This is a genomic window from Amycolatopsis sp. NPDC043889 (assembly GCF_056435645.1).
The window spans coordinates 44,603-59,524 of record NZ_JBWKEC010000032.1; the positions used below are offsets into that span (position 1 = coordinate 44,603).

Annotated in this window: 14 protein-coding genes; 5 read left to right on the forward strand and 9 right to left on the reverse strand. The window is 68.8% G+C overall.

Features of this window, described 5'->3' with window-relative positions:
- Position 1: 1 nt before the first annotated feature.
- From AC0685_RS36135 to AC0685_RS36170, 8 genes are all read right to left on the reverse strand, one after another.
- The gene (locus tag AC0685_RS36135; RefSeq protein ID WP_478229579.1) at positions 2-1,858 is read right to left on the reverse strand and encodes a DUF5107 domain-containing protein; all 1,857 of its coding nucleotides are present in this window, start codon (positions 1,856-1,858) and stop codon (positions 2-4) included.
- Complete coding sequence (locus AC0685_RS36140) at positions 1,855-2,922, reverse strand: ABC transporter ATP-binding protein (RefSeq protein ID WP_478229580.1); 1,068 nt, start codon at positions 2,920-2,922, stop codon at positions 1,855-1,857. Before AC0685_RS36140 ends, AC0685_RS36135 begins: the two co-directional genes overlap by 4 nt.
- A gap of 6 nt (positions 2,923-2,928) precedes the next feature.
- On the reverse strand, positions 2,929-3,858 hold the full coding sequence (locus AC0685_RS36145; RefSeq protein WP_125682212.1) for a carbohydrate ABC transporter permease: 930 nt from the start codon (positions 3,856-3,858) through the stop codon (positions 2,929-2,931).
- A gap of 10 nt (positions 3,859-3,868) precedes the next feature.
- Positions 3,869-4,819: a carbohydrate ABC transporter permease gene (locus tag AC0685_RS36150; RefSeq protein ID WP_478229581.1), complete on the reverse strand. Its 951-nt coding sequence runs from the start codon at positions 4,817-4,819 to the stop codon at positions 3,869-3,871.
- Positions 4,819-6,210 carry an ABC transporter substrate-binding protein gene (locus tag AC0685_RS36155; protein ID WP_478229582.1) on the reverse strand — a complete coding sequence of 464 codons (1,392 nt, stop codon included), beginning with the start codon at positions 6,208-6,210 and terminating at the stop codon, positions 4,819-4,821. The genes AC0685_RS36150 and AC0685_RS36155 overlap by 1 nt, the downstream gene beginning before the upstream one ends.
- Positions 6,211-6,291: 81 nt before the next feature.
- A complete protein-coding gene (locus AC0685_RS36160; protein ID WP_478229583.1) occupies positions 6,292-7,173 on the reverse strand; it encodes a class II fructose-bisphosphate aldolase in 882 nt (293 codons plus the stop codon).
- A 10-nt stretch (positions 7,174-7,183) separates the two neighbouring features.
- Positions 7,184-8,074 (reverse strand): 1-phosphofructokinase family hexose kinase, encoded by an 891-nt coding sequence (locus AC0685_RS36165; protein WP_478229584.1) that lies wholly within the window; start codon positions 8,072-8,074, stop codon positions 7,184-7,186.
- Positions 8,075-8,189: 115 nt separating this feature from the next.
- On the reverse strand, positions 8,190-9,071 hold the full coding sequence (locus tag AC0685_RS36170; RefSeq protein ID WP_478229585.1) for an SIS domain-containing protein: 882 nt from the start codon (positions 9,069-9,071) through the stop codon (positions 8,190-8,192).
- 141 nt (positions 9,072-9,212) lie between these two features.
- Between AC0685_RS36170 and AC0685_RS36175 the strand changes: the two genes are divergently transcribed.
- The 4 genes from AC0685_RS36175 to AC0685_RS36190 all read left to right on the forward strand — a co-directional run bounded on the left by AC0685_RS36175 (position 9,213) and on the right by AC0685_RS36190 (position 13,207).
- Positions 9,213-10,079, forward strand: a complete 867-nt coding sequence (locus AC0685_RS36175) for a cobalamin-binding protein (RefSeq protein WP_478229586.1) — start codon at positions 9,213-9,215, stop codon at positions 10,077-10,079.
- A gap of 268 nt (positions 10,080-10,347) precedes the next feature.
- Complete coding sequence (locus AC0685_RS36180) at positions 10,348-10,821, forward strand: carboxymuconolactone decarboxylase family protein (RefSeq protein WP_340688253.1); 474 nt, start codon at positions 10,348-10,350, stop codon at positions 10,819-10,821.
- Positions 10,822-10,921: 100 nt separating this feature from the next.
- Positions 10,922-11,371, forward strand: a complete 450-nt coding sequence (locus AC0685_RS36185) for a MoaF C-terminal domain-containing protein (RefSeq protein WP_478229587.1) — start codon at positions 10,922-10,924, stop codon at positions 11,369-11,371.
- Positions 11,372-11,761: 390 nt separating this feature from the next.
- Positions 11,762-13,207 (forward strand): APC family permease, encoded by a 1,446-nt coding sequence (locus AC0685_RS36190; protein ID WP_478229588.1) that lies wholly within the window; start codon positions 11,762-11,764, stop codon positions 13,205-13,207.
- On the opposite strand, the gene AC0685_RS36195 is transcribed toward AC0685_RS36190, so the two are convergent.
- Positions 13,187-13,936, reverse strand: a complete 750-nt coding sequence (locus AC0685_RS36195) for a GntR family transcriptional regulator (RefSeq protein ID WP_478229589.1) — start codon at positions 13,934-13,936, stop codon at positions 13,187-13,189. The two genes, AC0685_RS36190 and AC0685_RS36195, sit on opposite strands and share 21 nt — an antisense overlap.
- A 109-nt stretch (positions 13,937-14,045) precedes the next feature.
- On the opposite strand from AC0685_RS36195, the gene AC0685_RS36200 reads away from it, so the two are divergent.
- Entirely contained in the window at positions 14,046-14,915 is an 870-nt protein-coding gene (locus AC0685_RS36200; RefSeq protein ID WP_478229590.1) for a Cgl0159 family (beta/alpha)8-fold protein, read from the forward strand.
- The last annotated feature ends 7 nt before the right edge of the window (positions 14,916-14,922 follow it).

The following is a 14,922-nucleotide window of genomic DNA, read 5'->3' on the forward strand; positions in this document are numbered from 1 at the left end:
GTCACTTCATCCGGAAGTCGTGCTCTTCCGGCAGCGGTTCCTCGGAAACCGCTGCCCAGGTGTCGGACAAGGACGTTTCCCCTTCCCTGATGTTCGCGACCTCGAAACCAGTGTCGTACACGGCCTTGGCGCCGGCGACGTCGCCGAGGGCGAGCCGGGTACGGGCGGTCAGCAGGGCGATCCGCCCCTCCACGGGCAGCCCGTCCAGCAGCTCGCCCGCTTCGTCCGGGAGCCCCGCGGCGAGTTGCGCCGCGATGGCCTCGACGACCAGAGGACGCAGTGACGGCGCGAGGGCGACCGCGCGCCGGTACAGCCAGGCGGCTTCGTGCCCGGCCGTGACGACCGCGAGATTCCGCAGCGCCCAAGGGTTCTCGGCCGCCGAGACGGACTCGCGCCAGGCGCCGACCGCGTCCGAATGCCGTCCGGCCGCCCAGTGCGCGACACCGCGGTGGTACCAGGTCAGCCAGTTCTTCGGCGCGTACTCCATGAGATCCGCCCAGTACCGGTTCACCAGCGTCGGCGGCGGCACCGCGAGCGGATCACCGTCCGGCGGCGTCCCGTCGAGCAACGCGAGCCACGGCTCCTGCTCCGGCCCGAGCGACTCGTCCGGGAACGGCGTGCCGGGCAGGCACATCGGCGCGCGCCGGTTCTCCAGCGCGCCCCAGCCGGAACCGGTGGCCAGGAAGGATTCCGGGGTGACGTCGGCGATCTTCCGCCAGTCGCCGTGGTACTCGTCCAGGGCTTCCGCCGACGGCAGACCGGCGGCCACAGCCTCGCGCGCCGTCGCCCAGTCTTCCCCTTGCACCGCGGCCGGATCCGCGGCGACCGGACCGTAAGCCTCCAGCCAGTCCCAGCTCTCCCCCGGCGGCAAGCGCAAGTGCTCCAACTGGGTGCGAGCCAGCCCGGCCTGGATCTCCAGGTAGCCGCCGGCGCCGGGAGCCAGCCACTCCTGCCAGCGGCGTCCACCGGTGGACTCGCCCCACAGGAACAGCTTTCGACCGCGCAACCGACCAGTGGACGACTGCGCCAGCCCCGTACCGTCAGCCTCGACAGCAGCGACCCACGGCCTTCCGGCCACCTCGAAGAAGTAGTCCGCCGCGGCCTCGGCACGAGCCGGATACGTGAGCTCGCCGGGCACGTCGACCAGGTCGAGCCGCCCCGAATAGCCGTAGTGCCAAGCCTGGGTCGCGGGCGCCAGCACTCGGGTGCCTTCGTTCTGTGGCACCGCGATGTTCGACCACCAGTACACCGGGACGTCGTAGGGATGCGGGTTCCGCACCCGCACGGCCACGAGCAGGTGATCCGAGCCGTCGGGCAGCCAGAAGTCGATCTGGTACGGCAGGTCGCGGGTGCGTTCCCACTCCCACAGCCGCAGCACCGGCGTGCCGTCCGGGCCCTCGATCTCCGCGGCGAACATCGGTTCGCAGGTCAGCGTCGTATGCCCGGTGCTCCCGAGGTTCCACTCGACACCACCCGCGAACCACGCGTCCCGTAAAGCGAGGTTCGCGGGCTGGAACACCGGATTGCGGTAGAGCAGTTCGCGGCCGGACGGCTTGTGGACCAGCGAGTACAGCCGCCCGCCCAACGAAGGCAGCACCGTGGCGCGCAGCTTGTCGTTCTCCAGCACCAACGCCGGGAGCTCGCGTTCCGTGCGCTCGCGGGTGTAGGCGTCCTGCAGCAGGCACGGCAACGGCGTGTCCAGGCGGCCGTAGCCGATGTTCTCCGCCAGATCCGGCGGCAGCTCATCCACATTGGACACCTTCGCCACCGCTTCGGGCTTCCGGAGCGGCGGCAACGGGTTCTCCGGCCCCAGCTCGGCGGCCGGGAGCACCAGCCCGGTGCGGTACAGGCGGGTCATGCGTCCGGGAGCCGATCGCCGGTGGCGGCGTCGAACAGGTGCACCGCGCCCGGTTGCGGCGTCAGGAAGATCGGTTCGCCGCGCTGCCAAGGGGCCATGCCCGGCGTGCGGACTGTCAGCACGCGGTCGCCGTCCCGGCAGTACAGGTACTGGTCGCTGCCCAGTTCCTCGACGACCTCGACGACGGCCTCGAAACCGCCGTCCCCGATCGTCCAGCCCTCGGGCCGGACACCGGCGACGATGCCGGGGCCGGTCAGCGCCGAACGCTGGGCCGGGGTCAGCGGCAGCCGCGTACCCCCGGCGACGGCGCCGTCGCTGTCCACAGTGGTCTCCAGCAGGTTCATCGCGGGCGAGCCGATGAACCCGGCGACGAACACGTTGACCGGCTTGGCGAACAGCCCGACGGGGGTGTCGCACTGCTGCAGGATCCCGTCCTTCAGCACGGCGACCCGATCCCCCATGGTCATCGCCTCGACCTGGTCGTGCGTGACGTACAGCGTCGTGATGCCCAGCCGCCGCTGCAGGGAGGCGATCTGGGTCCGGGTCTGCACCCGGAGCTTGGCGTCCAGATTGGACAGTGGCTCGTCCATCAAGAACACACTGGGCTCGCGCACGATCGCCCGGCCCATCGCGACGCGCTGCCGCTGCCCGCCGGACAGCTTCGCGGGTTTGCGGTCCAGGTAATCGGTCAGGTCGAGCACGGCCGCGGCCTCGCGTACCTTGCGTTCGCGTTCGGCCTTGGCCATCTTCGCCAGCTTCAAATGGAAGCCGATGTTCTCCCCCACCGTCATATGCGGGTAGAGCGCGTAGTTCTGGAACACCATCGCGATGTCCCGGTCCTTCGGCGGCAGTTCGGTGACGTCGCGGTCGCCGATGTGAATGGAGCCGTCGTCGACGCCCTCCAGCCCGGCGAGCATCCGCAAGGTGGTCGACTTCCCGCAGCCGGACGGGCCGACCAGCACCAGGAACTCGCCGTCGGCGACCTCGAGGTCGAGTCCGTCGACCGCGGGGCGTTCGACTCCGGCGTAGAACCGGGTGGTGTCGGAGAAGGTCACGGTGGCCATCAGGTCCTACTTTCCGGCGCCGAGGGTCAGGCCGGTGATGATCCGGCGGGCGAGCACGAGGTAGAGCACGAGCATCGGGAGCACGACGATCGCCACCCCGGCGATCAGGCCGCCGTACTCCGACTGGTAGCTCGCGGCCCCGTAGAAGGTGAAGAGCGCGCGGGAGAGCGTGAAGTGCGCCTGGTCCTTGAGGAACACGATCGCCAGCAGCGTCTCGTTCCACAGGCCGATGGCGTTCAGCGTCAGCGCGGTGATCATGCCGCCGCGGGTCAGCGGCAGCATGACCGAGAAGAACGTGCGCGTCGGCGACGCACCGTCGAGCGCGGCCGCCTCCTCCAGCTCGTCCGGCAGCGACCGGAAGAACCCCGTCATGAGGAACACCGTGAACGGGATCGACAGCGCCACGTACAGCACGAACAGGCCGTACTCGTTGTCCAGGTGCACTTTGCTGAGCACCACGAACAGCGGGATGATGACCGTCTGGAACGGCACGCCCATCCCGATCGCGACGACATTCGTCATCGGGCCGGCACCGCGGACACCGAGCCTGGTCAGGGCGTACGCGCAGGGCGCCGAGACGGCGACGGTCACGACCGTCGCCAGCCCGACCAGGAGCACGGTGGTCAGCACGGCTTGCCCGAAGCCGGCGTTGTTCCAGGCGTAGATGAAGTTCCGGAACGGCTTGCCGACATGGAACCACTGGTACGGCAGGGCGAACGGCTTGGTGAAGATCTCCACCGGTGTCTTGAACGACGCCGTGAGCAGCCAGTACAGCACCAGGATGTTGCCCGCGGTGAACAGCCACACGATCGTGGAACCCAGTACCCGCAACGGGCTGAACCGCTTGGAGCCGGGCGCCGGACGCGGTTTGCGTGGCGGCTTGCGCACCGGTTTCGGCGACGGGCGCGCAGGCGCCTCGACGTCGGTGACGGACATGTGATCTCCCTCAGAACTGGATCGCGTCACGGCGCATCAACCGGCGGAGCAGGACGACGAGCACGGACACCAGTGCGATCATCGCCACCGCGCAGGCACACGCGGCACCGAAGTCCGGTGTGCCGTTCGAGCCGAAGGTCCGGTCGAACACGTAGATCCCCAGCGTCCACGCCTCGTTGGGCGGGGCGTAGGTGCCCGGACCGGCGAGTACGAACACCAGCTCGAAGATCTTGAGCGCGTTGATCGTCCACAGCACCCCGGCGACACCGACGACGTCCCAGGTCATCGGCAGCGTGATGTTCTTGAACTTCTGCCACGGCGAAGCGCCGCCCAGCTCTGCGTCCTCGTAGAGATACGGCGGGATGCGGTCGACCGCGGCCATCAGGATGGTGATGTAGAAACCCGAGCTGGCCCAGATCAGCGAAGCCGTCACCACACCGGTCACATTGGACGGTGCGAGGAACTTCGCCGCGTCCGCGCCGAGGCTTTCCAGCACGTAGTTCGCCAGGCCCTGCTTCCCCGGCTGGTACTTGAAGACGAAGCCGAGGAACATGCCGAGCGCGACCGGCGCCACGATGTTCGGGAAGAACAGGATCGCGCGGACGATCTTGCCGCCCTTCATGTCCCGCAACACCATGGTGAACAGGAACGCCAGCGCGAACGTGCCGATCCCGCCGAGGAACACGTAGATCAGCGTGTTGCGGAAGGCGTACTGGAACGAGTCGCTCGCCCACATCTGCGTGTAGTTGGTGACGCCGTTGGGTTCCGGCGTGTCCCCCGCGCCGGCCCAGCTGGTGAAGCTCAGCACGACGGTCGCGATCGTCGGCAGGACCAGGAAGGCCAGGTACAACACCAGCGCCGGCGCGGCGAACGGCCAGAACAGCCGTTTCTTGCGACTCAGGTGCGCCCCGGCCTTCACGGCCCGCGCCGGCGGTGTCGCCGGAGTCGTGACTGTCGCCATCAGCCCTGGTTCTTCCAGAATTCGGCGCCCTTGGTGGCGAGCTGGTCCACGAACTGCTGCGGGGTGATCTGGCCCTTCAGCAGCGCGATGTCGGCGGGGTCGAAGACGTCGGTCTGCCATTTGCCGCCGGCGATGCCGTCGATCCCGTCGTACTGCAGGACGTGCTCCTTCTTCGGGTCGTCCAGCGCGGCCTTGACCTGCTTGAGGTCGTCCGGCACGGCGAGGTCGGCGCGCGGCACGAGGTTGTCGGCCACGATCGGGATGCCGGCGAGCAGGTCCTTGTTGAGGAAGTAGGCGATGAACGCCTTGGCCGCCTCGGCGTGCTTGGCCTTCTTGGTCACCGAGAAGCCGATCGACATCTGCTCGACGGTGTCGTGCGTGGCGCCTTCGGGCATCGGGAACTGGAAGGAGCCGTAGTTGATCTTCGTCCCGGCTCCCTGCTTGTCCAGGTATTCACGGGTCTCGCTCGGCGCCCAGCTGCCGACGTAGAGGAACCGGGAATCGCCGTCGGCCCAGCGCTGCTGCACCTGCGGGAACTTCGCCGCGTCCCAGCCGTCGATGAAGTACTTGGGCAGCTTCGCGGTTTCGGTGGCCGCCTTGAGGAAACCGGGCTCGGTCTTCCACGCCTGGCCGGTCTTGTCGGTGGCGGCCTTGTAGAGCCCGCCCGCGCCGACGTACCGCTCGGCGAGCTGGGTGTAGAAGTACATGTTGTAGAACGGGATGTCGCCGTCGAGGCTGATGGCGGCCTTGCCGTCGGCCTTGGCCTTGTCGAACAGGCCGATCAGCTCGTCCATCGTCTTCGGCTGCTGGATGTCGCCGGCGGTGTCCTTGTTGAACCACCACGCGCTCGACTGGATCGTGTACGGGACCATGAAGTTGTGGCCCTCGCGGTCCTTGTTCTGCGGGAAGTCGTACGAGCTTGGCGAAAGTACGTCCTTGACGGTCTTGTCGCCCTCGCCGACCTTCATCGCGAACACGTCGTCGACGCTCTGCGTGCCGCCCGGCGTCATCACCGCCGCGCCGACCTTGCTGACGTCCTGGTCGAACAGGTCCGGTACCGCGTCGGTGTTCAGCGCGGGCACCAGGTTCTGGGTGTAGGCCTTGCGGCCCAGCCACTGCACGTCGACCTTGACGCCGGTCTTCTCCTGGAAGCATTTGAAGGCCTTCTGGAGGACCTTGCCCTGCGGCTCGTCGGCCGTCCACATCGACCAGTACGTGAACTCCTTGTCCGTCACGGGTTTCACCCCCGCCTCCGGACAGGGCGCGTTGAGGAACTGGTCGACGCCCGGGAGCGCGTTCTCGCCGGTGCCACCGGCCACGTCCCCGCCGCCGCATCCCGCGAGCAGGAGCGCCGCCCCTGCCGTCAATGCCGTGAGCCTGCCTACCCGCATCCGCCACCACCTGGATCGAAGATCACACAAGTTCTGCTTGTTGTTGCGCAGTTTTGTGAGGTTTCGCGCACATGTCAACAGTCAATCGCGCAAAGTCTGCTCAATCGTCACCTTGACCGGTTCAACCTGATCAAGCTTGAGCACTCCCAGCAGTCGCCGCACCTCGACGGCGACCGCGGCGCGCCCGGCACCGAGGTATTTCCGGGGGTCGACGCGCTCCGGATGCGCACGCCAATCCTCCGCCGCGGCCGCGGTGAACACCTTGTTGAGCTGGGTGGCGATATTGATTTTCGTCATCCCCGCTCGCACGGCTTCGGCCAGCCCGTCGTCGGGCACGCCGGACGAACCATGCAGTACCAGCGGTACCGGCACCCGCTCCCGCAGCCTTGCGATCAGCTCGAAGTCCAATGCGGCGTCACGGGTGAGCATGGCGTGCGAACTGCCCACCGCCACCGCGAGCGCGTCGACCCCGGTGGACGCGACGAACTCCGCCGCCTCGTCCGGATCCGTGCGCGCGCCGGGTGCGTGGACGCCGTCCTTGCCCCCGACCTCCCCGAGTTCGGCCTCCACCCACACGCCGTGGTCGTGGCAGTACGCGGCGACTTCCCGCGTGGCGCACACGTTGTCGGTGTAATCCAGTTTGGACGCGTCGAACATGACGGAGCCGAAGCCGAGCGCGACCGCCTCGCGGACGAGGTCGGCCGATTCGGCGTGGTCGAGATGCACCGCGACCGGCGTGTCCGCACTCCTGGCCACGGCCAGCGCCGCCGCGCCGACCGGCGCCAGCGAGCCGTGGTACTTCACGGCGTTCTGGCTCAGCTGCACGATCACCGGCGCTTCCGCCGCGGCCGCGCCGTCGACGATGGCGGTGAGGTGTTCGAGCTGGATCGCGTTGAACGCGCCGCAGCCGCGCCTGGCCGCCGCGGCGGCTCCGACGATTTCCCCGGTTCCCACCAGAGGCATGGCAGTTCTCCTAGTCCGGGCGGGCGCGCACGGCGACCAGCCCCTGTTCGGCTTGGTAGTGCGCCAGGTCGACGTCGCCGGCGAGCGGGCCGAGCACGGCCGCCCCGGACAACGCGACGGCACGGCGCAGGATGTCCGGCCACGGTTCGACGCGGCTGAGCCCCAGCGCCAGTGCCGCGACGACGGCGTCACCCGCGCCGGTGGTGTTGCCGCGGAGCACAGTGGACGGCGCCGCGTGCCAGGTGCCGGATCCGGTCACCGCCAGCAGTCCCTCGGGCCCCAGCGAGACGACGACGGCGCCCGCCCCCGCCTTGCGGAGTTCGGCCGCGGCGGCCACCGGGTCACGCAGGCCGGTGACCTCGCGCAGCTCGTCCGTGTTCGGTTTGACCACGGTCGGCTTCCCGGCCAGTCCGGCGAGCAGCGCATCGCCGGAAGTGTCCAAGATGGACGGTGCGTCACCGAAGAGCCCGGCGTATCCCCCGGCTCCCGGCGGCAGGCTGCCCGAGCAGACGAGCACGTCCGGCTTCCGAGCCCGGACGGCCGCCGCAAGCGCTTGCCATTCGTCCCCGGTGAGCCGTGGCCCTGGCTCGTTGAGCAGCGTGACCGATCCGTCGCCCGCGAGAACCGTGGTGGTGCGCCGGGTTTCGCCGCCGATCGGAACGACGCCCGCCGCGATGCCCGCCGCCGCGAGATCACCCACGACGGCGGCTCCCGTCGAGCCACCGGCCGTGAAGATCGCGCGGACGTCGGCACCGAGCGTGTGCAGCACGCGGGCGACGTTGACGCCCTTGCCACCCGCCCGGTGTCGCACTTCCCGCACCCGGTGCACGTCACCGGGCCGCAGACCGTCCACTGTGTACGTGACGTCCAGCGCGGTGTTCGGCGTGACGGTGACGATCACGGCGACCTCATTGTCTGTCGGTGAACCCGCGACCGCGATAGCGGGGCCTTCGGCCGGGGCGAGTTCACGCGTCCGGTCACTTTTCCGAATACCTCACAGCTCCGCCAACGGGCTTTCAGGTCAGGACGACGGAACGGGTGAGGCTGCGGGGGTTGTCCGGGTCGAGTCCCTTGCGGGCGGCGATTGCCCCGGCGACACGCTGCGCGCGGACCAGATCCGCCAGCGGGTCCAGGCCGCTCTCGACGAACAGGCCGCCCGCGCGGGCGACGTCGTCGGCCAGCCCTTCCGGCGCCTGCCCGAACATCCAGGTCACCCGGCCGGGTTCGCTGATGCTGATCGGCCCGTGCCGGTAGTCCCAGGCCGGGTACGACTCGGTCCACAGCAGGCAGGCCTCGCGGAACTTGAGCGCGGCCTCGTTCGCGATGCCCACGGACCAGCCGGTGCCGAGGAAGCTGAACTGCTCCGCGGCGACGAGTTCGTCGGGCAGCGGTTCGGCGAGTACGCGTTCGGCCTGGTCGGCGACCACGGTCAGGTCCTCGCCGAGATGGGCGCGCAGCATCGCCAGCGCCGTCGTGGCGAACCGGGTCTGCACGACCGAGCGCTCGTCCACCACGGAGAGGTCGACGATCGTGTCCGCGGCGGTCTCGATCTCGCGCGGCACGCCGGTGATCGCGATGGTCGGCGTCTTGCCCCGGAGCTTCGCCAGCAAGGCGTGGACCTCGGTCGTCGTACCCGACCTGGTCAGCGCCACGACGTGGTCGTAAGTCCGGACGGACGGGAACTCGGACGCGGCGAAGGCGTCGGTCTCGCCGTGCCCGGCGGACTCCCGGAGGACGGCGTACGCCTGGCCGATGAACCACGACGTGCCGCAGCCGACGATCGCGACCCGCGCGCCCGGCGGCGGCAGCAGGTCACTGTTCGCCGAGGCCAGCGCCGCCGCTTCCCGCCAGCAGCCAGGCTGGCTCGCGATCTCCGCCGCCATGAAGGTCCCGCTCATGAACTCCCCATCCGTGCCAGTTGTGCGCAATACCTGTCACGTTAGGTGCAGTTTTGTGCAACGTCAATGCTCTGTTAGCGCACTTTCACGCATTTGCCCCGCGCGGATGTGCAGGATGGACGGGTCGCCTACCGTGGGCGGATGCGGATCGTCTCGCTGCTCCCCGCCGCGACCGACTTCATCGCGACCCTCGGGCTCCTGCCGTCTCTGGCCGGCCGGACCCACGAATGCGACTGGCCACCCGGCGCGCTGGACGACGTCCCGGTGGTCACGAGCAGCACGATCGACCACGACGTGCTGTCGAGCCGGGAGATTTCGGCGGCCGTCGGCGGCGAGCATCGCGGTTCGGCCCTGTACTCCCTCGACGCCGCGCTGCTCGCGGAGGCCGAACCCGACGTCGTGCTCACACAGGACCTCTGCGACGTCTGCGCGGTCTCCTACCGGCAGGTCTCGGAGACCGTGCGCACGCTGGACGGCGACACGCGGGTGGTCAGCCTCGAACCGCGAACGCTCGACGGCGTCTTCAGCTGTTTGGCCACGCTCGGTGAGGTACTGGGTGTTCCCGAACGTGCGGCTTCCGAGGCTCGTCTTCTCCGGGAACGCTGGGAGGCCGTCCGGGGCCGCGTCGCGGGACGACCGCGGCCGAAGGTGGCGGCCATCGAATGGCTCGACCCGCTCTGGCCGGCCGGGCACTGGGTCCCGGAGCAGATCGAGGCCGCCGGTGGCGTCCCTCTGCTCGCCGCCGCGGGCGAACACACTCGCCCCATCACCTGGGACGCTGTCGCCGAGGCGCGACCCGACGTGCTGCTGCTCATGCCCTGCGGCTTCCCGCCGGAGCGGACCGAGGCGGAATTACCGCTGCTGACCGGTTTGCCGGGCTGGGACGACATCCCGGCCGTGCACATCTTGGACGGACCGGCCTACTTCAACCGGCCAGGCCCGCGCGTCGTCGACGGCGCCGAGATCCTCGCCGATCTCCTTCACTCCCCTTCGCCGCCCACAGATTGAAGCCGACGGCCACGGCCAGCGCGGCGCACCAGATCGCCGGATATCCCGGCGACCAATGCCGGATCAGGGCGATCAGCCCCACGATCAAGCAGAGCCCGGTCCCGACCGCGGTGAACAGCGAGACGGCGCTGGCCAGACGGTTGCCCATGCCCGGCGGGTACCCCATCGCCGGGCGGCGAATCCCGCGTGACCGGCGTCACGCCGAAGGCTGTCACAACCTCTCCGGCCCGCTCGTCATGTGTGCAGGAACCGACGGAGAGGAAAGATCATGGAACCGCGCGTCAACCTGTTCGAGAACGAAGTCATCCTCAAGTACGTCAAGCGTCTCGGCGCCGCGAACCGTCCGATCGAGGAATCCTCGCTGCCGCACGCGACCCAGGAACTGGTGAAGCTGCGCGCCAGCCAGATCAACGGCTGCGGCTTCTGCACCGACATGCACAGCAAGGACGCCGCGCACGCCGGCGAGACCTCGGTGCGGCTCAACCTGGTCGCAGCCTGGCGGGAAGCGAACGTCTTCACCGAGGCGGAGCGGGCGGCCTTGGCGCTCACCGAGGAGGGCACCCGCATCGCCGACGCGCACCACGGTGTCAGCGACGAGACCTGGGCGCAGGTGCGCAAGCATTACGACGACGAGCAGATCGGTGCCCTGATCGCGCTGGTCGCCACGATCAACGCGTACAACCGGCTCAACGTCATCGCCCGGACGCCTGCGGGCGACTACCAGCCCGGCATGTTCGACTGATCCTCGCGTTCACCGACAACAGGATCGCTTCGCCGGACAACGATCGAGCTGCTTCGGGCTGCTAAACCTGCGGATACCAGCGATCCGGAGGTTTCAGCCCGTGCAACTCGACGTCCGCTTCTTCCCCGTGACCGGGACCCATCCGCTCACCACCGACCTCGTCGGGCTCCGCGCGAACTTCCACTACGGCTCCGGGAACGTGCTGGAGCAGCACTACGCGGACCGGACGACGATGATCTGGACCGGCGTTTCCGGTGATTTCGCCGGTGTCCGGCAGAAGGAGGCGACACTGCGCGTCTTCGAAACCGGCCCGGCGCAGTATTTCGTCACCTGGTACGAGACCGGGACCGTCGCGACGGCCGCGCACGGCGAAGTCTTCGACGGTGGCTATCCCATCGCGGTGATGGCCGACTTCGGCCGTCTGGTCGCGACCGCCGCCTACACGAATCCGCGCGAGGACGGCGGCCAGTATTTCCTGGTCGATCAGGCGACCATCGAAATCCTGGACAAGCCGCACGGATGGCCTTCCTTTCCCGAACCGCGGTCGTGAGTGATAGGGACGGTTCCAACCCAATGCCACGTAGCTCAAGTTGATCTTGGATGGGGGTCTTGATCGTAAGCGGGAGGATTGCCGCAGGTTACGCGCTCGGCTGCCCTGGCCGACAGGAGCCGACACTTTCGCTGACCCAATGTCTGATTGATGCCTGGATGGGCGATTTCACGAGGGGGTCGTGAGTGGCGTTTCGGGTTAGAACCCGAAACGCCACTCACGACCAACCCGACCCACCACCAGGGCCGAAGGGGTTCTAGAGACACGACGCCCCGCCACCGACAGCCGGCAGGCCAGGCGCTGACGAACAAGCGCCGCGCACGCAAAGGCAAAGCCCGGCGCCCCCACCGCTCCCATACTGGCCCGTCCAGCCGAGACGAGGAGCACCGCATGAGCCGAGACGACACGTCGCTCGCCAAGAACGTACTGGGCGTGCCGGGCATCGTCTTCCTCGTGCTCGCCGCGGTCGCGCCCTTGACCGGGATGATCGTGATCGCGGCCATCGGCATCGCGGTCGGGAACGGCGGCGGCATGGTCGCGGCGTTCCTGCTGGCGACAGTCGTTCTGCTGCTGTTCGCCGTCGGTTACGCGCAGATGTCGCGGGTGCTCACCAGCGCGGGCGGCTTCTACGCCTTCGTGGTCAAGGGGCTGGGCAGGACGCCGGGTCTCGTCGCCGGGTTCGTCGCGATGCTCGGCTACAACTGTTTCGTCGCGGGCGCGATCGGCACGAGCGGGTTCTTCACCTCCACGGCGATCGACGACGTCTTCGGCCTGAAACTCGATTGGCTGTTCTGGAGCGCGCTTTCGGTCGTGCTGGTCCTCTTGCTCAGCCGCCGGGGAATCGCGGTCAGTGCGAAAGTGCTGGGTGTCTCGCTGATCCTCGAAGTGTCGATCCTGCTGATCATGGACTTCAGCGTGCTGTTCCGGCACGGCTTCTCGTTCGCCGCGTTCAGCCCGTCCGTGGTGTTCCAGGGGGCGGGCGGTCTGGCGTTGTTGTTCGCCGCCAACGCTTTCATCGGGTTCGAGGCGACGGCGCTGTTCGGCGAGGAGGCCAAGGATCCCCAGCGGACGATCCCCCGGGCGACCTACATCGCGATCGGGTTCATCGGGGTGTTCGCCGCGTTCACGACCTGGGCCGTGGTCAGCGCGATCGGCGCCGAGCAGGCGCAGGACGTGGCCGCCGCACACCTGTCGAGCGGGGACCTCGTGCTGTCGGTCGCGCAGGAGTATCTCGGCGGCCCGTTGACGAAGGTGATGTTGCTGCTTCTGGTGGTCAGCCTGTTCGCGGCGCTGCTGGCGCTGCACAATTCGGCCACCCGCTATCTGTACGCGCTGGGCCGGGTCGGCGTGCTGCCACGGCTGCTGGGCAAGACCAGCCCGCGCAACGGCGCGCCGCGCTACGCCTCGATCGCCCAGTTGGTCTTCGGTTCGTTGGTGGCGCTGGCGTTCCGGCTCGCCGGGCTCGACCCGGTCGCCGATCTCACCGCGAGCATGACCGGCTTCGGCACGCTCGGGATCCTCACTCTGCAGTTGTTCGCGGCGGTGGCGATTCTGGTCTACTTCCGCCGGACGCGGGATCACCGGGTCGCGAAGACGCTGATCGCCCCCGGGCTGGGCGCGGTGGGGCTCGGGCTGATCGTGACGCTGGCGATCCTCAACTTCCCGACACTCGTCGGCTCGAGCAACGGCGTCGTCCCGCACCTGCCGTGGCTGCTCCTGGTGGTCGCGCTGGCCGGGCTCGCGCTCGCCGGCTGGCTGCGGCGGTTCCGTCCTTCGGTGTACGCGGCCTTGGAGACCGACCTGGAACGCGAACCGTCAGACGTTGTTGGTCAGTGAGAGGTTGAACGAGTAGCGCGACGCGCGGTAGACGTGCCATCCGTACTCCACGACCTTGCCCGAGTCGTCGTAAGTGGTGCGGCGCATGGTGAGCAGGGCCGCGCCCGGCTCCTCGTCCAGCAGTTCGGCGTCCTCCTCGGTCGCCTGCCGGGCCCCCACGTTCTGCTGGGCGGCGTGCAGACGGACACCGGCCGAGCGCAGTAGCTGGTAAAGGCCCTTGTCCCGCAGTTCGTCGTCGGCCGGGGCGATCAGGCCGTCGGGCAGGTAGTTGTTCATGATCGCCAGCGGCTCGCCGCCCGTCGAACGCACCCGCTTCAGCCGCCGGACGTGGGTCAGGCCCGGTGTCTCGAGATGCTCGATCGCGTCGTCGCCCGCGGGTTCGATCCGGTTGACGAGGACGACGGACTCCGGCTTGTCGCCGAGTTCGCTGAGGTCGTCGAAGAGGCTGCTCAGCCGGAGCGGCCGCGCGACCTTGGTGCGCACGACCTGCGTGCCGACACCGCGTTTGCGGACGAGCAACCCCTGGTTGACCAGTGACTGGATCGCCTGGCGGATGGTCGGCCGCGACAGGTGCAGACGCGCGGCCAGATCGAGCTCGTTGTCGAGCCTGGCGCCGTTCGGCAGCCTGCCGTCTTCGATGGCGGCGCCGATCTGCCGGGCGACCTGCGAATACAGCGGCTCCGGACCGTTCGGATCCACCACGATCTCGCCGGGCGCCCAGGGTTTCATGCGCGGAGCCTACCGCGACCGGCCACTATGACCTTATGTCCATATGTCTTGACAAAGTCTCACGCCGCTTGCGATGGTCGCAGGACCACGCGAGCCGGGAGGTACGAAGTTGTCGGACACAGTGCGCCGGATCGTCACCGCGCGGGTGCGCGATCCGGGGGCCGTCGCGGTGGCCGCCGCGACCCGCGTCCGGGCGAAGTCGCCCTTCAACGACAAGGGCCGCACGATGATCATCGCCGCGGACCATCCGGCTCGCGGCGCGAACGGAGTCGGCTCCGACCCGCTCGCGATGGCCGACCGCGGCGAACTGCTCGACCGCCTCGGCCTGGCGCTGGAACGTCCCGGGGTCACCGGCGTGCTGGCGACGCCGGACATCCTCGACGACCTGCTGCTCCTCGGCGCCCTCGACGGCAAGACCGTCATCGGCTCGATGAACCGCACCGGACTCGCGGGATCGAGTTTCGAGATCGACGACCGGTTCGCCTGCTACGACGCCGAAACGATCGAGCGGATGCGGTTCGACGGCGGCAAGACGCTCACCAGGATCTGCCTGACCGACCCGGCGACGCCGAGCGTCCTCGAGAACACCGCGAAGGCGGTCAACGACCTGGCCGACCGGAAACTGATCGCGATGGTCGAGCCGTTCCTCGCGGACTGGGTCGACGGACGGCTCCGCACCGACCTCTCCCCCGACTCCGTGATCCGCTCGATCACGATCGCCTCCGCACTCGGCCGCTCGTCGGCCTATACGTGGCTGAAACTCCCGGTGGTGAAGGACATGGAGCGCGTGCTGGCCGCCTCGACGTTGCCCGCCGTCCTGCTGGGCGGCGAGGTCAAGGATCCCGACGCCGCGTTCGCCGCCTGGCAACGCGCGCTCGCGCTGCCGACCGTGCAAGGCCTCGTGGTCGGCCGGTCCCTGCTCTACCCGCACGACGGCGACGTCGCCAAGGCCGTCGACACGGCCGTCGGACTGCTGTGAACACCTG

What these genes read in the sequence shown, in the direction of transcription:
- AC0685_RS36145 (WP_125682212.1), bottom strand. Translation starts at nt 3,858, where the DNA reads ATGTCCGTCACCGACGTCGAGGCGCCTGCGCGCCCGTCGCCGAAACCG.
- AC0685_RS36150 (WP_478229581.1), bottom strand. Translation starts at nt 4,819, where the DNA reads ATGGCGACAGTCACGACTCCGGCGACACCGCCGGCGCGGGCCGTGAAG.
- AC0685_RS36190 (WP_478229588.1), top strand. Translation starts at nt 11,762, where the DNA reads ATGAGCCGAGACGACACGTCGCTCGCCAAGAACGTACTGGGCGTGCCG.
- AC0685_RS36170 (WP_478229585.1), bottom strand. Translation starts at nt 9,071, where the DNA reads ATGAGCGGGACCTTCATGGCGGCGGAGATCGCGAGCCAGCCTGGCTGC.
- AC0685_RS36140 (WP_478229580.1), bottom strand. Translation starts at nt 2,922, where the DNA reads ATGGCCACCGTGACCTTCTCCGACACCACCCGGTTCTACGCCGGAGTC.
- AC0685_RS36180 (WP_340688253.1), top strand. Translation starts at nt 10,348, where the DNA reads ATGGAACCGCGCGTCAACCTGTTCGAGAACGAAGTCATCCTCAAGTAC.
- AC0685_RS36155 (WP_478229582.1), bottom strand. Translation starts at nt 6,210, where the DNA reads ATGCGGGTAGGCAGGCTCACGGCATTGACGGCAGGGGCGGCGCTCCTG.
- AC0685_RS36135 (WP_478229579.1), bottom strand. Translation starts at nt 1,858, where the DNA reads ATGACCCGCCTGTACCGCACCGGGCTGGTGCTCCCGGCCGCCGAGCTG.
- AC0685_RS36175 (WP_478229586.1), top strand. Translation starts at nt 9,213, where the DNA reads ATGCGGATCGTCTCGCTGCTCCCCGCCGCGACCGACTTCATCGCGACC.
- AC0685_RS36195 (WP_478229589.1), bottom strand. Translation starts at nt 13,936, where the DNA reads ATGAAACCCTGGGCGCCCGGCGAGATCGTGGTGGATCCGAACGGTCCG.
- AC0685_RS36160 (WP_478229583.1), bottom strand. Translation starts at nt 7,173, where the DNA reads ATGCCTCTGGTGGGAACCGGGGAAATCGTCGGAGCCGCCGCGGCGGCC.